The sequence below is a fragment of the Streptomyces sp. genome (assembly GCF_019510245.1).
Classification (GTDB): domain Bacteria; phylum Actinomycetota; class Actinomycetes; order Streptomycetales; family Streptomycetaceae; genus Streptomyces.
This window is the reverse complement of the sequence record NZ_JAEKKT010000130.1, coordinates 67,480-83,535: the sequence shown is the minus strand read 5'-3', so window position 1 is coordinate 83,535 and position 16,056 is coordinate 67,480. Positions and strand designations below refer to the sequence as shown.

At 73.1% G+C, this 16,056-nt stretch carries 12 protein-coding genes and 1 pseudogene; 6 read left to right on the top strand and 7 right to left on the bottom strand.

Translation table 11 applies throughout. The features are described from left to right. Positions 1-125: pseudogene (locus JF597_RS17115) on the bottom strand (TetR/AcrR family transcriptional regulator); the annotation flags it as partial. A gap of 123 nt (positions 126-248) precedes the next feature. On the opposite strand from JF597_RS17115, the gene JF597_RS17110 reads away from it, so the two are divergent. Both JF597_RS17110 and JF597_RS17105 read left to right on the top strand, forming a co-directional pair. Beyond that, positions 249-971 (top strand): VOC family protein, encoded by a 723-nt coding sequence (locus JF597_RS17110; protein WP_293995300.1) that lies wholly within the window; start codon positions 249-251, stop codon positions 969-971. 199 nt (positions 972-1,170) lie between these two features. Then, the gene (locus JF597_RS17105; protein WP_293995297.1) at positions 1,171-3,513 is read left to right on the top strand and encodes a serine/threonine-protein kinase; all 2,343 of its coding nucleotides are present in this window, start codon (positions 1,171-1,173) and stop codon (positions 3,511-3,513) included. A gap of 186 nt (positions 3,514-3,699) precedes the next feature. Here the strand turns inward: JF597_RS17105 and JF597_RS17100 are convergent, their stop codons facing one another. From JF597_RS17100 to JF597_RS17090, 3 genes are read right to left on the bottom strand one after another with little or no spacing between them, the layout of a single operon-like run. Continuing rightward, positions 3,700-4,473, bottom strand: coding sequence for an enoyl-CoA hydratase/isomerase family protein (locus JF597_RS17100; RefSeq protein WP_293995294.1), 774 nt, complete (start codon positions 4,471-4,473; stop codon positions 3,700-3,702). Beyond that, entirely contained in the window at positions 4,470-4,883 is a 414-nt protein-coding gene (locus JF597_RS17095; protein ID WP_293995291.1) for an OB-fold domain-containing protein, read from the bottom strand. The genes JF597_RS17100 and JF597_RS17095 overlap by 4 nt, the downstream gene beginning before the upstream one ends. A gap of 1 nt (position 4,884) precedes the next feature. Beyond that, positions 4,885-6,048, bottom strand: a complete 1,164-nt coding sequence (locus JF597_RS17090) for a lipid-transfer protein (protein ID WP_293995287.1) — start codon at positions 6,046-6,048, stop codon at positions 4,885-4,887. A 96-nt stretch (positions 6,049-6,144) separates the two neighbouring features. Between JF597_RS17090 and JF597_RS17085 the strand changes: the two genes are divergently transcribed. Continuing rightward, a complete protein-coding gene (locus JF597_RS17085) occupies positions 6,145-7,722 on the top strand; it encodes a FadD3 family acyl-CoA ligase (protein ID WP_293995284.1) in 1,578 nt (525 codons plus the stop codon). A 127-nt stretch (positions 7,723-7,849) separates the two neighbouring features. On the opposite strand, the gene JF597_RS17080 is transcribed toward JF597_RS17085, so the two are convergent. The 3 genes from JF597_RS17080 to JF597_RS17070 all read right to left on the bottom strand — a co-directional run bounded on the left by JF597_RS17080 (position 7,850) and on the right by JF597_RS17070 (position 12,752). Next, complete coding sequence (locus tag JF597_RS17080; protein WP_293995281.1) at positions 7,850-9,151, bottom strand: VCBS repeat-containing protein; 1,302 nt, start codon at positions 9,149-9,151, stop codon at positions 7,850-7,852. 199 nt (positions 9,152-9,350) lie between these two features. Next, positions 9,351-9,578 carry a hypothetical protein gene (locus JF597_RS17075; RefSeq protein WP_293995278.1) on the bottom strand — a complete coding sequence of 76 codons (228 nt, stop codon included), beginning with the start codon at positions 9,576-9,578 and terminating at the stop codon, positions 9,351-9,353. A gap of 222 nt (positions 9,579-9,800) precedes the next feature. Then, a complete protein-coding gene (locus JF597_RS17070; RefSeq protein WP_293995276.1) occupies positions 9,801-12,752 on the bottom strand; it encodes a BTAD domain-containing putative transcriptional regulator in 2,952 nt (983 codons plus the stop codon). A gap of 286 nt (positions 12,753-13,038) precedes the next feature. Here JF597_RS17070 and JF597_RS17065 point away from each other — a divergent pair, with 286 nt between their 5' ends. From JF597_RS17065 to JF597_RS17055, 3 genes are read left to right on the top strand one after another with little or no spacing between them, the layout of a single operon-like run. Continuing rightward, a complete protein-coding gene (locus JF597_RS17065) occupies positions 13,039-14,274 on the top strand; it encodes an amidohydrolase family protein (RefSeq protein WP_293995273.1) in 1,236 nt (411 codons plus the stop codon). Continuing rightward, positions 14,271-15,194 carry an LLM class F420-dependent oxidoreductase gene (locus JF597_RS17060; protein WP_293995270.1) on the top strand — a complete coding sequence of 308 codons (924 nt, stop codon included), beginning with the start codon at positions 14,271-14,273 and terminating at the stop codon, positions 15,192-15,194. The genes JF597_RS17065 and JF597_RS17060 overlap by 4 nt, the downstream gene beginning before the upstream one ends. Positions 15,195-15,203: 9 nt before the next feature. Next, positions 15,204-15,974 (top strand): SDR family oxidoreductase, encoded by a 771-nt coding sequence (locus JF597_RS17055; RefSeq protein WP_293995267.1) that lies wholly within the window; start codon positions 15,204-15,206, stop codon positions 15,972-15,974. The last annotated feature ends 82 nt before the right edge of the window (positions 15,975-16,056 follow it).

Here is a 16,056-nt window from a genome sequence, read left to right as displayed (position 1 = left end):
ACCTTGACGTCCCGGTAAGGGGAGGAGCTGAGCATCTCGCTGAGGCAGTCGAGCAGCTTCTGCCGGGTCGCCTGCCCACGCCGGCCGGCCACGCGGCCGTCGACGGTACGCACTTGTCCTGTCATGCCGTCAGCTTACCCAGGGGTGATCGGAGCGCGATTCGGCCGACTGCAAATGGGGTGCGCGCGGTCCAGGGGGCGGGTGCGCCTGGTCCTGCGGGGTGCGTGCGGCACCGTTACTTTGACGACATGGCCGAAAACAGGGCATCCGGATACGCGGAGGGCGTCCCCTGCTGGGTGGACGTGCAGCTCTCCGACGTCGAGGCGGGCAAGCGGTTCTACGGCGGGCTCTTCGGGTGGACCTTCGAGGACGCCGGTCCGCAGGCCGTGTGGGCCCGGCTGGGCGGCGCCGCCGTCGCCAGGCTGGCGCGGAAGCGGGACGGCCGGATGCCCACCGTCTGGACGGTGTACTTCGCGGCCCCCGACATCCGGGACCTCGCCCGCCGGATCGTGGCCGCCGGCGGGCAGATCGTCAACGACCCCGTGCCCGTCCGCGACCTCGGCACCGCGGCCCTGGCCGCCGACCCCACGGGCGCCGTCTTCGGCCTCTGGCAGGCCGCGGCCCACCCCGGCTTCGGCGTCCGGCACGCCCCCGGCACCTTCACCTGGGCGCAGCTCTACACCAACGACATCGAAGCGGCCAACACCTTCTACGGCGGCCTCTTCACCGGCGCGCTCTTCGGTGCCGGCGCCGCCCCGGACTTCGGCCGGGCCCCGGTGACCGAGGTGTTCGCGGCCGGGATGCCGTCCCAGTTCGTCGTCCACTTCCGCACCGGGGACGTGGCGGCCGCGGCCGTGGCCGTGCGGCAGCTGGGCGGCCGGGTCCAGACGCCGCCCTTCGAGACGTCGTACGGAAAAGTGGCCGTCGTGACCGACAATCAAGGGGCGTTCTTCGCGCTGCTGGAACGCTGAGGCCGGAAACGGGCGGCTCTCGGCGGACAAATGTCTCACTTTGTCACGAGACACCCCGATTCGTCGCCGGGTTCGCAACCTGTGCCCGGGCCAGGAAGAATCGGGGTGCGTGCCGCCACGGCGGTGCGGTGGTGAGACGCTGCACGGGGTCGCGTACATATGTGGGTGGACGGGGCCCGTACGGGGAGGTGGCAGGCAAGTGGTGGATCAGCTGACGCAGCACGATCCGCGGCGGATCGGGCCGTTCGAGGTGCTGGGACGGCTGGGGGCCGGCGGCATGGGGCTGGTCTATCTGGCGCGCTCGGCGTCCGGGCGGCGCGTGGCGATCAAGACGGTACGGACCGAGCTCGCCGAGGACCAGCTGTTCCGGGTCCGCTTCACCCGCGAGGTGGAGGCGGCCCGCGCGGTCTCCGGCTTCTACACGGCGGCCGTCGTCGACGCCGACCCGCGCGCCGCGGTGCCGTGGCTCGCGACCGCCTACGTGCCGGCGCCCTCCCTCGAGGAGATAGTGAACGACTGCGGGCCGCTCCCGGCCCAGGCGGTCCGCTGGCTCGCCGCGGGCGTCGCCGAGGCGCTCCAGTCGATCCACGGCGCCGGACTGGTCCACCGCGACCTCAAGCCGTCCAACGTCCTCGTCGTCGAGGACGGACCCCGGGTGATCGACTTCGGCATCGCCTCCGGTGTCTCGAACACCCGGCTGACGATGACGAACGTCGCGGTCGGCACCCCCGCCTACATGTCCCCGGAGCAGGCCAAGGACTCCCGCAGCGTCACCGGCGCGAGCGACGTCTTCTCCCTCGGCTCCATGCTCGTCTTCGCCGCCACCGGCCACCCGCCCTTCCACGGCGCCAACCCGGTCGAGACCGTCTTCATGCTGCTGCGCGAGGGCCCGGACCTGGAAGGCCTCCCGGACGAGCTGCGCCCCCTCATCGAGTCCTGCATGCAGATGGAGGCCACCGCCCGCCCCAACCCGGCCGACCTCCAGGCCCAGCTCGCCCCCCACCTGTTCGGCTCCGGCTCCGACGACAGCGGTACGGCGTCCGCGTGGCTGCCCGAGAAGGCGGTCGGGCTGATCGAGTCCCGCCGCGGCGGCCGCCCCGCCGTGAAACCCTCCGCAGGCCCGGCCGGCGCCCGCAGCGCCGGCCGCCTCGCGGTCCCCCCGCCGCCCTCCTACGACCCCGTGGTCCCCGCTCCCGTGCCGGTGGGCGCTCCCGACGCCGGTCCGGTCCGCCTCGCCGGCGCCCCGGTGCCGATCGGCCCCGGCCCGCGGGTCGCCGACGCCCGCGCGGCCGCCGTGAAGGCCCCGCCGCCCGAGGCCGGCCTGGTGGCCAGCTGGTCCCGCCCGCACCCCGGCGTCAACGGCGCCGACCCGGCCGCGCCGGCGGTCCCCGCCCTGCCGCCGGAGACGGCCTCGGGCTGGCGGCCCTGGCGGTTCCGGATGTCCAACGACGTCTGGGGCACCCCGTCCGTCGACGGCGACCTCGTCTACGTCACCTCCTTCGAGGTGCACGCCCTCGACGTGGCCACCGGCCGCCGGCGCTTCAAGACGCGGGACGTCGCCTGGTCCATGGCCGTCGCGGACGGCCGTGTCCACGCCTCCGACGGCCCCACCCTGTTCGCCCTGGAGGCCCGTGAGGGCGGCGACCTGTGGCGGCTGTCCACCGACGCCTGGGTGTACTCGCTCAAGGCCGACCGCGGCACCCTCGTCACCGGCACCCGGGGCGGCGGCGTCCAGGCCTGGGAGGCCTCCAACGGGCAGAAGCTCTGGGAGCTGTCCGGCGCCCAGACCGACTTCGAGGCCCCCGAGTCCGGCCCCTCCCTCCACGACGGCACCGTCTACGTCTGGCAGGACGCGCGCCTGCGGGCGCTGGACGCCCGTACCGGCGACGAACGCTGGTCCTACCCCATCGGCGACGCGGCCTCCTGCGGCGGCGTCCCGGTCCGTCTCACCCACGCCGACGACGGCTTCGTGTACGCCTCCGCGGGCACCCGCGTCATCGCCCTCGACACCGCGAGCGGCCGTGTCCGCTGGCACTTCGAGGCGCCGGCCGTCTTCCTCTCCCCGCCCGCCCACGTCCCCGGCCCCGCCGTCACCGGCGGCGGCATCTACCTCGCGGACTACCTCGGCACCGTCTACGCCCTCGACGCCACCGACGGCCGCGACCGCTGGCGCATCGCGACGGAGGCCCGCGCCTCGATCGAGCCGGTGCTCGTCGCCGCCGGCCACGTGCACGTCGGCAGTGGCAAGGGGCTGTACACCCTGGACGCGGTCACCGGCACCCCCAAGTGGCGGTTCCAGGCGGGCGGCGACGTCGTGGGCGCCCCGGCGGTGGCCGAGGGCCGCATCCACTTCGGTTCGACGGACCACCTGTTGTACACGCTGAAGGCCGACGACGGGCGGCTGCGGTGGAAGCTGGCCACCGGCGGGGAGATCACCGGGTCGCCGGTGGTGCGGGACGGGGTGGTGTACGCGTGCAGCAAGGACCGGTGCGTGTATGCGCTGGACGCCGAGAAGGGCACGGGGACGGCCCGCACTGCATGAGCGCCGTGGCGGTGCGCGTCGCGGGAGCACTGCGGCGCCGCGGGGGCTGATCGCGCAGTTCCCCGCGCCCCTGAAGGGGCGCACTGCCGCGCCACTTCTTTTAGGGGCGCGGGGAACTGCGCGACAAGCCACGACGCACCCGCAGCCGAACTGCATCGGCACCCCCGGGACGGCCGTCGCGGCGGTTCAGCGGGTGCGCGGCGCCGTACGCGCCCGGTCGGCGAACAGCTCCGCCTGCCGTTCGCCGGGCAGGTTGCCCAGCGTGATCAGGTGCGGGGCCTCGGCCCACCCCCGCTCCCGGTCCGCCCCCTTCGCCGCCCACAGCGCCCGCACGCTGCCCTGCACCCCCTCCGCCGGATATCCGGCGATGACGGTCGCGCACCGCACGGCCGCCGCCAACGCCTCCCCGGCGGCCGTCACTTCGGACACCAGCCCCAGCTCGTACGCCCTGCGCACCCCCACCCGTTCGGCGTTGCCCATGAGCACCATCCGGGCCACCTCCCCGTACGGCATCCGCTGCGCCATCAGCACCGACTCGTATGCGCTGACCATGCCGTAGGAGGTGTGCGGGTCGAAGAAGGCCGCGGTCTCGTCGGCGACGACGAAGTCGCACTCGCCGAGGAGGTAGAAGGCACCTCCGCAGGCCATCCCGGCCACCGCGGCGATCACCGGCTTCCACAGGTCGTTCGACTTCGGCCCGACGGCGATCAGCGGATCGTCCTGGCTGTACGGCGAGGACGGCTGCGGCACGACGGCGTCCCGGTCGAGCCCGGTGCTGAAGGCGCGCCCGCCGGCCCCGGTGAGCACGACGGCCCGCACGGTGTCGTCGAAGCGCAACGCCCGCCAGGTGGCCGAGAGTTCGCCGGCCGTCGCGAGGTCGATGGCGTTGAGCCGCTCGGGCCGGTCGAGGGTGACGACGGCGACCCCGCTTGCCTTGTCCGCCTCCAGCCGCAGGCTCACGGCCGCTCCAGGATCCACTGGGGCAGACCGTCCGCGAACACCGCCTGCACCCGGGCGCCGATCCGGATCCGGTCCGGGGGCAGGGAGTCGAGCGGCGCCCCGGCTTCGCTCACCACGTTGCCCACCATCCGTACCCGGGGCGCGTCGTCGAGTTCCACGACCACCACGTTGTACGGCGCCTGGGCCGCGTACTCAGGCAGCAGCGGCGGGTGCGGGACGACGTACGACCAGATCCGGCCCCGCCCGCTCGTCGGCCGCCACTCGCTCGCGAAGGACTGGCAGTGCGGGCAGCAGGGGCGGGGCGGGAAGCGGGGTTCGCCGCAGTCGGCGCAGGCCTGCACACGGAGTTCGCCGCGGGCCGCGTACTCCCAGAAGGGGGCGCCGTCGGTGTCGGTGACCGGTCGCAGCATGTCAGCTCCGGTTGGTGAGGAGGAGGGCGGAGGTCGGGACGCCCTCGCCCGCGGTGACCAGGCAGGTGGCGGCGCCCGGCACCTGGGCGGTACTGGTGCCGCGCAGCTGCTTGACGCCCTCGGTGATGAGGTTGAACCCGTGCACGTAGGCCTCGCTGAGGCCCCCGCCACCGGTGTTGACGGGCAGCCGCCCGCCGATCTCCAGGGCGCCCTGCTCGGTGAAGGCCCCGCCCTCCCCGCGCCCGCAGAAGCCGTAGCCCTCCAGGGAGAGCGGGATCAGAGCGGTGAAGGCGTCGTAGATCTGGGCGACGTCGACGTCGTCGGGGGTGAGGTCGGCGTGCTTCCACAGGTGGCGGGCTGCGGTCCAGGCGGGGCCGGTGAGGGGGTCGTCGTTCCAGTAGTTGACCATGCCGTGGTGCTGGGCGGGGAGGCCCTGGGCGGCCGCGTGGATGTGGACGGGCCTGCGCCGGCAGTCCCTGGCCCGCTCCCTGCTCACCACCACACAGGCCAGCGCGCCGTCCGTCTCCAGGCAGTTGTCGAAGAGGCAGAGGGGCTCGCTGATCCACCGGGAGGTCATGTACATCTCGCGGGTGAGGGGGCGGTCGTACATCACGGCGGCCGGGTTCTGGTTGGCGCGGTTGCGGCAGGCGAGGGCGACGTTGAAGAGGTGGTCGCGGGTCGCGCCGTACTCGTGCATGTAGCGGCGCGTGAGCATGGCTATCTCGTCGGCGGGCCGCAGCAGGCCGAAGGGGCGGGTCCACTGGGCGGGGGTCGGGAGCTGGACGGTGGTGTTGGTCCAGGGGCGGGGCCCGCTGCCCCGCTTCCGGGACCGCCAGGCGACGCCGACCGTGGCCTGCCCGCTCGCTATCGCGGCGGCCAGGTGCGCGACGGTGGCGCAGGAGCCGCCCCCGCCGTAGCCCACCTTGCTGAAGAAGGTCAGGTCGCCGAAGCCGACCGCCTTGGCCAGCTCCACCTCGTCGGTCTCCTCCATGGTGAAGGAGGCGAGGGCGTCGACCTCGCTCGGCGCGATCCCGGCGTCGTCGAGGGCGGCGAGGACGGCCCGGCAGGCGAGGGTCTTCTCGTCCTCGTCGAGCCGTTTGGCGAAGGGGGTCTGCCCGATCCCGACGACGGCGGTGGCGTCCTTGACGCCTCTGAGACCGGCCATGTGCCCGCACCTCCACGGCTGTCGCCATCTGCTGACAGGTCGTCAGGCTACAGCTAATCTGACGGGCAGTCAGCTATACGTCCGGGGAGGCCGGTTGTGCGCGGTGACATGGAGTGGGGGACCGTTCCGGGGCTGGTGCGGTCGGCGGCGAAGCGGTACGCGGAGGTGGAGGCGGTGGTGGACGGCCGCACCCGGATCTCGTACGCCGAGCTGGGCGCCCGGGTGGAACGGGCGGCGGCCGCCTGCCTGGCCGCCGGCGTGGAGACGGGGGACCGTGTGGGTATCTGGGCCCCGAACTCCCTGGACTGGATCGTCGCGGCGCTGGGCGCGGTGTCGGCCGGCGGGGTGCTGGTCCCGCTGAACACCCGCTTCAAGGGCACCGAGGCGGCGGACGTGCTGCGCAGGAGCGGGGCCCGGCTGCTGTTCGTGACGGGGACGTTCCTCGGGACGTCGTACGTGGCGTCGCTGCGGCGGGCGGCCGGGGAGGGGGCCGGGGACGGCCCGGGGCCGCTGCCGGGGCTGCCCGCCCTGCGGGACGTGGTGGTGCTGTCGGAGGACGCGCCGGTCGGCTTCCGCACCTGGAAGGACTTCCTGGCGGCCGGGGAGGGGGTCGGTGCCGGTGAAGTCGCCGCGCGGTCGGCCGGGCTGGACGGGTCCTGCCTCTCCGACATCGTCTTCACGTCCGGTACGACCGGCCGCCCCAAGGGCGCGATGATCACCCACGCCCAGACCCTGCGGGCGTACGAGATCTGGGCGGACCTGGCGGGCCTGCGCACCGGCGACCGCTACCTGATCGTCAACCCCTTCTTCCACACCTTCGGCTACAAGGCCGGGGTGATCGCGTGCCTGATGCGCGGGGCGACGATGATCCCGCAGCCGGTCTTCAACGTGGCGACGGTGCTGGCCAACGTGGCGGCGGAGCGGGTGTCCGTACTGCCCGGCCCGCCGACCCTCCACCAGTCCCTCCTGGACCACCCGGCGCGGGACGCCCACGACCTCTCCGCCCTGCGCCTGGTGGTGACGGGCGCGGCCGTCGTACCCCTCCTCCTCGTCGAGCGGCTGCGCGGCGAACTCGGCGTCGAGACGGTCCTCACCGCCTACGGCCTCTCCGAGGCCAGCGGGATCGTGACGATGTGCCGCCGGGGCGACGACCCGACGGTGATCGCGTCGACGTCGGGGCGTGCGATACCCGGCACCGAGGTGCGGGTGGACGAGGCCGGGGAGGTGCTGGTCCGCGGCTTCAACGTCATGCGCGGCTACTTCGAGGACCCGGCGGCGACGGCCGAGGCCCTGACGCCGGACAGCTGGCTGCGCACCGGCGACGTCGGCGTCCTGGACCCGGCGGGCAACCTCCGCATCACCGACCGCCTCAAGGACATGTTCATCGTCGGCGGCTTCAACGCCTACCCCGCGGAGATAGAGCAACTGCTGGGCCTGCACCCGGAGGTGGCGGACGTCGCGGTGATCGGCGTACCGGACGGGCGGCTCGGCGAGGTCGGCAAGGCGTTCGTGGTACGGCGGGCGGGCGCGGTACTGACGTCCGACGACCTGATCGCCTGGGCCCGCCGCGAGATGGCGAACTACAAGGTGCCGCGCACGGTCGAGTTCGTGACGGAACTGCCGCGCAACGCGAGCGGGAAGGTGGTGAAGGGGGAGCTGCGGGGGTGGGGCTAGGGGCACGAGGAGCCCGGCTGGAGCCGCTTTTGTCGCAGGGCGTCAAGCCGGGCCGACCTCCGGTGCGGATGGGGCGGCAGCCGGCCGCAGACCCTCACGATCCCGGAGTCCCGTCGTCATCCGCAGGTCATCCGACCGGCGAGAGGCCGCGCCCTCTGCGCGATATCTCCGGTCCGAGGTCGAGGTCGGTCTCCTTGAACGAGAGCAGCCGGGATCCGCCGCGCCACACCTGGATCCCCTCCTGACCCGTGACGACCAGCTCGGCCGCCCGGCTGCCGTAGGCGTCGAGCAGTACGGCCGAGCCGCCGGGCACGGCCCGCGCCCCCTCGGTGGTCAGCCCTCCGGCACTCCCTCTCAGCAGGATGACCTCCCCCGGCCCCGTCCTGGGCACGACCGAGAACGCCACATCGGTGTATCCGTCGCCGTCCACGTCCCCGACCGCCGGCGCGCTGCCGAACGTGCAGGGCATGAAGGGTCCCTTCACCGGCAGGCCCGCGGTGTCCCCGGTGATGCGTGAGGTCTTCAGCGTCCCGCCGTAGAGAATCATCAGCCGGCTGCCGCCCACGGGGACCATCGAATCGCCGAGCATCTCGCAGGGCAGGCCCGCCACGACGTCGGCGTAACCGTCGTGGTTCACGTCCGCCGTCGTGAGCGTCGAACCGTAGAAGCCGCCCTCCAGCCGCGGCCCCTTGACCAGCTTCCCGTCGGCGGCGCCCCGGTACACGACGGTGGCGCGGGCGACGGGCGCATAGTCCGCCAGGATGGACCAGCTGACCAGGAGATCGTCCTTGCCGTCTCCCGTGACGTCCCCCAGTGCGGCGGGAACCGCGACGGGATACTCCGGGTCGCTCGGCGTCAGGTCGAGAGAGACGGTACGGCGCGGTGTGCCCTGGCGGCTGAAGGGGCCCAGGAGGATCCGTACGGCGTTGTCCTTACCCGTACCGACCACGAGATCGGTGTGTCCGTCGCCGTCGACGTCGCCCGCGAGGGGCGCCGATCCCGCCAGCCGGGCCGCGGCACCGGTCAGCCCCTTGTCGCTCCCCCAGACGACGAAGACCGTCTTCCGGCCCGCCTGGGTGACGAAGTCGGCCCGCCCGTCCCCGTCGAGGTCGGCGGTCACGCTCGTGTCGGGGCTGCCGAATGCGCCGCCCTCGCCCGCCTTGCCCAACCCCAGATCGTTCTGGGTGACGACCCGAGGCTCCTCGAGCCGAGGGCCCCGCGCGGACCCTCGCAGGACGGCCGCGAACCCGGCCGCGTACTTCCCGTTCACGGTCGACGTCGTGTCACCGACCACGAGATCGCCGTACCCGTCCCCGTCGAAGTCGGACCGAACCCCCGGATGACGTGCCGGGCTTTCCTCCGACCCGCCCGAACCGCAGGCCGACAGCAGCAGAAGCAGGACGGCACCCATGCCATACGCTCTCTTCATGCCCACAGGGACCGCCGGGAGACCCCGGGGGTTGCACAAGGGCGTGAGACCCGCGGAACGCCGTGGTCGGCGCCTCGCGCCAGTCCCGGTCTCGCGGTCAGACGAGGGAAGTCGACCCGGACCCCTCCTCGACACACCCCGGCCGCGGCGGCTCCCCCTCCGCGCCGCCGCGGCCGTCCCCGTCCAGGTGTGGTTCGGGTCAGCCCTTCTCGTCCGTCGCGTGCGAGTTGTCGGGCATGACGGTGGTGTCGTCGTCCGCCGCGAGCGTGGTGACGCTCACCGGCTCGCTCGTGGCATGGCTGTTCAGCGGCTCGCTGGTGGCGTGGCTGTTGAGCGTCGTGACGTTCAAGGGCTCGCTGGTGGCGTGGCTGTTCAGCGTGGTGATCTCGGAGGCCTGGGCCTCTGTGGTCTTCGTCTCGTCGCTCATCGCTCGCTCCCCTGAATGCTTTTGACGCTGTGGGCAGGAACGTCCACCCGGCGACTCCCCCGTAGGGCCGCCGGGCGGACGCATCCGGGCCGCTACACCTTAAGGGTGCGACCTCTGGTCGAACCGCCTGCCCCCCGACGCGACGGATCGACACGACGAGAGTGCCCTCGCGCGATAAACGAACGATGAACGCCCGCCGCGCGCCGGACCCGGGCACTCGGCTCAGGTGACGGCACCCGCCTTGAGCAGGGACCTGACTTCCTCGGCCTCGGCGGCCCCGAGCCCTTCGAAGATGGCGAGGGCGTCGCGCCAGCAGACCGTCGCCCGGCCGGAGTGCCCGATCCGGCTCAGTGCCTGTCCGAGGACCGTGAGTACGTTCCCGCGCCGCCACTCCCCGCCGATGCCGCGCAGCAGGGTGAGAGCCGACTCGGCGTTGGTCGCGGCCTGCGCGGGCCGCGCGGCCGACAGGTCGAGTTCGGCGAGCCGGAACAGGGACATCCCCTCCCACAGCCGCATCCGGCAGTCCCGGAACACCTCCAGAGCCTCCTGGAGACTGTCGGCGGCCTGCTCGTACTGCCCGGCCCTGGTGAGGGCGAGGCCCAGTGCGTAACGGCCGTTGGCACCCTTCAGCGCGTGCCCCATGGCGTCGTACATGGCCGTGCCCTGCTGTGCGAGACGGACAGCGCTCGCGGTCTGTCCCATCGCCAGGCGGATCCGGGAGAGGTTGCAGAGCGCGCTGGCCTCGCCGGGCACGTCCCCGCAGGCGCGGAAGCTGTCGATGGCGCGGGTCAAATGGGCCTCGCCGTCCTCCAGCCGGTTGTGGTAGATCGCGATGATGCCGAGCATGTTCGACGCCCAGCAGCCGGGCAGCGGGTCACCGGCCAGGGCCGAGAGCCGGACCGCCTCGATCGCCTGCTCGTTCGCCAGCTCGAAGCGGCCGATCAGATGGTGACCGTTGGCCAGGGTGACGAGTGCGCGGCCCTCCGTGCGCAGGTCCGCCGCGGCGCGTGCCGCGTCCCGCATGCAGGTGGCCGTCGCCTCGTACTCCCTGGAGTTGGACCCCGACTCGGTCAGGTCGACGGCTGCCCACAGCAGGTCCACAGCCCGCCGCAGCAGACCGGGCGCCGTCGATTGGCGGACGCAGGCCAGCAGGGACACCGCCTCCGCGTAGAGCCAGTCCTGCGCCTGGTGCCGGTCCTGGAAGACCAGACCCGGGTACTCGGTGGCCTCCAGGTGGTCCACCAGCCGGTCTCCCGGCCGCTCGATCGCGTACACCCCCGCCGCCGTGGCCAGGTAGAAGTCCAGGAGGCGGGACATGGCCGCCTCCCTCTCCCCGGGGGGCTCTTCGTCGCGTTCCGCGCACGCACGCGCGTAGAGCCGGACCAAGTCGTGCAGGCGGTAGCGCCCGGGAGCCGCCGACTCCAGCAGGGAGGTGTCGACCAGGGACTCCAGGAGGTCCTCGGTGTCCTCCGCGGGGAGGGCGAGGATCGCCGCGGCCGCCGCCAGGGAGATGTCCGGGCCGTCCGCCAGGCCCAGCAGGCGGAACGCCCGTGCCTGGGCCGGTTCCAGCTGGCCGTAGCCCAGTTCGAACGTCGCCTTCACCGCGAGGTCGCCGGCCTGGAGTTCGTCCAGGCGGCGGCGTTCGTCGGCGAGCTTGGCGGCGAGTACGGAGACCGTCCAGGTGCGGCGGGCCGCCAGGCGGGAGGCGGCGATGCGGATGGCGAGCGGGAGGAAGCCGCAGGCCGCCACCACGTCGAGGGCCGCCTCGCGCTCGGCGGCGACCCGTTCCGCACCGACGATCTTCGTGAACAGCTGCAGCGCCTCGTCGGGGGACATCACGTCCAGGTCCACCAGGTGCGCCCCGGCCAGGTCCACCATCCGTACCCGGGCGGTGACCAGGGCCGCGCAGCCCTCCGTGCCGGGGAGCAGGGGGCGTACCTGGGCCGCGTCCTTCGCGTTGTCGAGGAGGACGAGGACCCGGCGGCCGTCCAGGACCGAGCGGTACAGCGCCGAACGCTCCTCCAGGGAGTCGGGGATGGACGCGTCCGGCGTGCCGAGGGCGCGCAGGAAGGACCCGAGTACCGTCTCCGGCTCGGCCGCCCGCGGGCCCGCGCCCTGGAGGTCCACGTACAACTGGCCGTCGGGGAAGGCGGACCGGGCCTGGTGGGCCACATGGACGGCGAGGGTCGTCTTCCCCACGCCTCCGATGCCCGCGAGCGCCGATACGGCCATCACCCGGCCCTCGGCCGACGCCAGCACCTCGCTCAGCTCGGTGACGAAGGCGGCGCGGCCCGTGAAGTCGGGCACGGTGGCCGGGAGTTGGGCGGGACGGACCCGGACGGCGGCGGGTTCCGCCGCGGGGGCCGAGGGTTCCGCCAGGTTCGGGTCCGCCTGGAGGATGCGCTGTTGCAGTTCGCGCAGCCCCGGGCGAGGGTCGACGCCGAGTTCCTCGGCGAGCAGACGGCGGGTGTCCGCGTACACCGCGAGGGCCTCCGCCTGGCGGCCGCTGCGGTACAGGGCGAGCATGAGGAGTTCGCGGAGGCGCTCGCGGAGCGGGTGCGCCGCGGTGAGGGCCGTCAGCTCCGACACCGCCTCCGCGTGGCAGCCCTGCTCCAGGTCCATGTCCAGGCGGGATTCGAGGAGTTGGAGGCGCCACTCCTCCAGCCGGGTCCGCTGGGCGTCGGCGTACGGGCCCGGCACCCCGGCCAGTGGTTCGCCGTCCCACAGGGTGAGCGCCCGGTTCAGCGCCTCCCGGGCCTGACCCAGGTCCCCGGCGCCGCGCGCCTTCTCCGCCTCCGCCGCCAGATCCTGTGCGGCCGCCACGTCCAGGGCGCCCTCGCCCAGCCCGCGTACCGCGTACCCGCCGGACTCGCTGACCAGTACCCCGGGGTCCAGGACCTTGCGCAGCCGGGACGCGTACGTGCGCACCGCCGCCAGGGCCTGCGACGGCGGCTCGGGCCCCCACAGCGCGTCGATCAGTTCCGCCGCGGTCGCCGTCCGGCCCTCGCGCAGCAACAGGGCGGCGAGCAGCGCACGTTGCTGCGGAGAGCCGGTGTTGAGCGGTTCCCCGGCGCGCCAGGCGCGCACCGGACCGAGCACACTGAAGCGCAACGCCGCAGCCTCCGCCGAGGAGGAGGCGCGCCGCTGCTCCGGCACCCGCGGTCCACCGTCCATGCCCGTCCCCCTAGACATCCCGCTTCACCCCGTCAGTCTGCCTTGTCCGGGCGGGTCACGTCAGCCGGGGGAGACACCGATCACAGGGCGACACGCGGTGGTCCACACAGTCTTCACACGGCGGCGGCCGCCGTCAGCAGGCCTGATTCCCGGCGGAACGATTCCGCGGGCGGACCGGCCCCTCCGCGCCGGGTTCGGCGAAGGCGCACACCGGGTGCAGCGCGACCGGCTGACGAACCGTCATCCCTAGCTGACGGTTCGTCAGATCGGCGCTACCGTGAGCGCCATGGACACCCAGGACGGCACCCTTCCGCTGATCATCTCCGTCGACGACCACACCGTGGAGCCGCCGGACGTCTGGCAGTCCCGCCTCCCGAAGAAGTACCTGGACGTCGGCCCGCGCACAGTCCGGGCCCCGCTGAGGGAAATGAGCTTCCTCGGCGGCAGGTTCAAGCCGGTGATGGGCGAGCCGGGCGAGGACGGCCCCGTCGGCGACTGGTGGATCTACGAGGACCTGCACCGCCCCCTCACCCGCCTCGACACCGCCGTCGGCTACTCCCGCGACGAGATCAAGCTCGAAGTGATCACGTACGAGCAGATGCGGGCGGGGTCCTACGACGTGCCGGAGCGGCTCGCCGACATGGACGTCAACCACGTCCAGTCCGCGCTCTGCTTCCCGACCTTCCCCCGCTTCTGCGGGCAGACCTTCACCGAGGCCCAGGACCGCGAGCTGGCCCTGCTCTGCGTCCAGGCCTACAACGACTGGATGGTGGAGGAGTGGTGCGGCCCGCTCGCCCGGGGGCGCCTGATACCCCTCACCCTCATCCCCCTCTGGGACGCCGGGCTGGCCGCCGCCGAGGTCCGCCGCAACGCGGCCCGCGGGGTCCGCGCGGTCGCCTTCTCCGAGATACCCCCGCACCTGGGGCTGCCCTCCGTCCACACCGACGACTGGGACCCCTTCCTCGCTGCCTGTGACGAGACCGGCACGGTCGTCGCCATGCACATCGGCTCCAGCAGCAGGATGCCCTCCACCTCCGCCGACGCCCCGCCGGCCGTCGGCTCCACCATCACCTTCGCCAACTGCTGCTTCTCGATGGTCGACTGGCTGATGAGCGGCAAGTTCGAGCGCTTCCCGAACCTGAAGGTGATGTACGCGGAGGGCCAGATCGGCTGGATCCCCTACATCCTGGAGCGCGCCGACGTCGTCTGGGAGGAGAACCGCGCCTGGGGCGGCGTCGCCGACAAGGTCACCCGCCCGCCCTCCGAACTCTTCGCCGAGCACGTCTACGGCTGCTTCTTCGACGACGCCTTCGGCCTGAGGAACCTCGACGCCATCGGCCTCGGCAACGTCCTGTACGAGACCGACTACCCGCACTCCGACTCCACCTGGCCGAAGTCCAGGGAGGTCGGCGAGGCGCAGATGGGGCACCTGGCGCCGGACGCGGTCGAGCGGATCGTCCGCGGCAACGCGATCGAGCTGCTGGGGCTGACTCCCCAGGGGCTGTGGGGCGGTCCCCGGTGAGTCTCGACCACGGCATCCAGCTCCCCGTCCAGTCCCAGTCGACCCTCTATGCCGAGGGCTGGGAGGCCGGGGCCGGTGCCGCGGACCTGGTCGAGATCGCGCGCGCCGTCGACCGGGCCGGCTTCGCCTACCTCGCCGTCTGCGACCACGTGGCGATCCCGCACCGGCTGGCCGAGGCCATGAGCACGGTCTGGTACGACCCGGTGGCCACCCTCGCCCACCTGGCGGCGGTGACCGAGCGGGTGCGGCTGCTCAGCCATGTCGCCGTGGTGGGCCTGCGCCACCCCCTGCTCTCCGCCAAGCAGTACGCGACCCTCGACCACCTCTCCGGCGGCCGCCTGATCCTCGGTGTCGGCGCCGGGCACGTGCGGGAGGAGTTCGAGGTGCTGGGGGTGGACTTCGGGCAGCGCGGCGCGGTCCTCGACGAGGCGATCGACGCGTTGCGGGCCGCGCTCGGGGCGGACGAGTTCCCGTCCCATCACGGGAAGTTCTACGACTTCGAGGGGCTCGGGCAGCGGCCCCGTCCCGCGCAGGAGCGGGTGCCGGTGTGGGTCGGCGGGTCCTCGCCCGCGGCCGTCCGCCGGGCCGCGCTCAAGGGCGACGGCTGGCTGCCGCAGGGCGACCCGCGGGACCGGCTCCCGGCCCAGATCGGACGGCTGCTGCGGCTGCGCGCGGACGCCGGCGTCGAGGAGCCGATCACCGTCGGCGCGATCACCGAACCGCTGTACGTCGGCACCCCCGGCTGGGAGGTCGGCCGCCGCACCCTCAGCGGTGCCCCCGAGGCCCTCGCCGAGTCCCTGCGGGCGTACGGCGCGATGGGCGTGCACCAGGTCCAGGTGCGGTTCCGCAGCCGGAGCCGGGCCGAACTCATCGACCAGATCGAGGCGTTCGGGGCGGATGTCGCGCCCCTACTCACCTGAGGGAGTGGCATGGGCAAGCTGGACGGGCGGGTCGTCATCGTCACCGGGGCGGCGCGCGGGCAGGGCGAGCAGGAGGCGCGGCTCTTCGTCGCGGAGGGCGCGAAAGTCGTCGTCGCCGATGTGCTGGACGACCTGGGCGAGGCCCTCGCCAAGGAGATCGGGGCGGCCTACGTCCACCTGGACGTGGGGGTGGAGGCGGAGTGGCAGGCCGCCGTCGCCGCCGCGAAGCGGGCGTACGGCCGCCTCGACGGCCTGGTGAACAACGCCGGCATCCTGCGCTTCAACGCGCTCGTGGACACGCCCCTCGACGAGTTCATGCAGGTCGTGCAGGTCAACCAGGTCGGCTGCTTCCTCGGCATGAAGACGGTGGCGCCCGAACTGGACGACGGCGGGACCATCGTCAACACGGCCTCCTACACCGCACTGACCGGGATGGCGGCGGTCGGCACCTACGCCGCCACCAAGCATGCGGTGCTGGGCCTCACCCGGGTCGCCGCGCTGGAACTGGCAGCCCGGCGGATCCGCGTCAACGCGATCTGCCCCGGTGCCATCGACACCGCGATGTCCAACCCGGCCCGGCTCGACCCCACCGCGGACCCCGCCGAGATGAGCCGCGCGCTGGACGAGCTGTACCGCAAGCTCGTGCCGCTGGGCCGGATCGGGCGGGCGGAGGAGGTGGCCAGGCTGGCACTCTTCCTGACCTCGGACGACTCGTCGTACATCACCGGGCAGCCGTTCGTGATCGACGGGGGGTGGCTGGCGGGGGTCAGCGTCATCTGACGGCTCGTCAGCTATTGACGGTGGAGGCGGCCGGTGCGACAGTCGGCCAACGAACGGTATCTGACGGAGCGTCAGGAAATAT

What these genes read in the sequence shown, in the direction of transcription:
- JF597_RS17110 (WP_293995300.1), top strand. Translation starts at nt 249, where the DNA reads ATGGCCGAAAACAGGGCATCCGGATACGCGGAGGGCGTCCCCTGCTGG.
- JF597_RS17095 (WP_293995291.1), bottom strand. Translation starts at nt 4,883, where the DNA reads ATGCTGCGACCGGTCACCGACACCGACGGCGCCCCCTTCTGGGAGTAC.
- JF597_RS17090 (WP_293995287.1), bottom strand. Translation starts at nt 6,048, where the DNA reads ATGGCCGGTCTCAGAGGCGTCAAGGACGCCACCGCCGTCGTCGGGATC.
- JF597_RS17080 (WP_293995281.1), bottom strand. Translation starts at nt 9,151, where the DNA reads ATGAAGAGAGCGTATGGCATGGGTGCCGTCCTGCTTCTGCTGCTGTCG.
- JF597_RS17075 (WP_293995278.1), bottom strand. Translation starts at nt 9,578, where the DNA reads ATGAGCGACGAGACGAAGACCACAGAGGCCCAGGCCTCCGAGATCACC.
- JF597_RS17070 (WP_293995276.1), bottom strand. Translation starts at nt 12,752, where the DNA reads ATGGACGGTGGACCGCGGGTGCCGGAGCAGCGGCGCGCCTCCTCCTCG.
- JF597_RS17065 (WP_293995273.1), top strand. Translation starts at nt 13,039, where the DNA reads ATGGACACCCAGGACGGCACCCTTCCGCTGATCATCTCCGTCGACGAC.
- JF597_RS17055 (WP_293995267.1), top strand. Translation starts at nt 15,204, where the DNA reads ATGGGCAAGCTGGACGGGCGGGTCGTCATCGTCACCGGGGCGGCGCGC.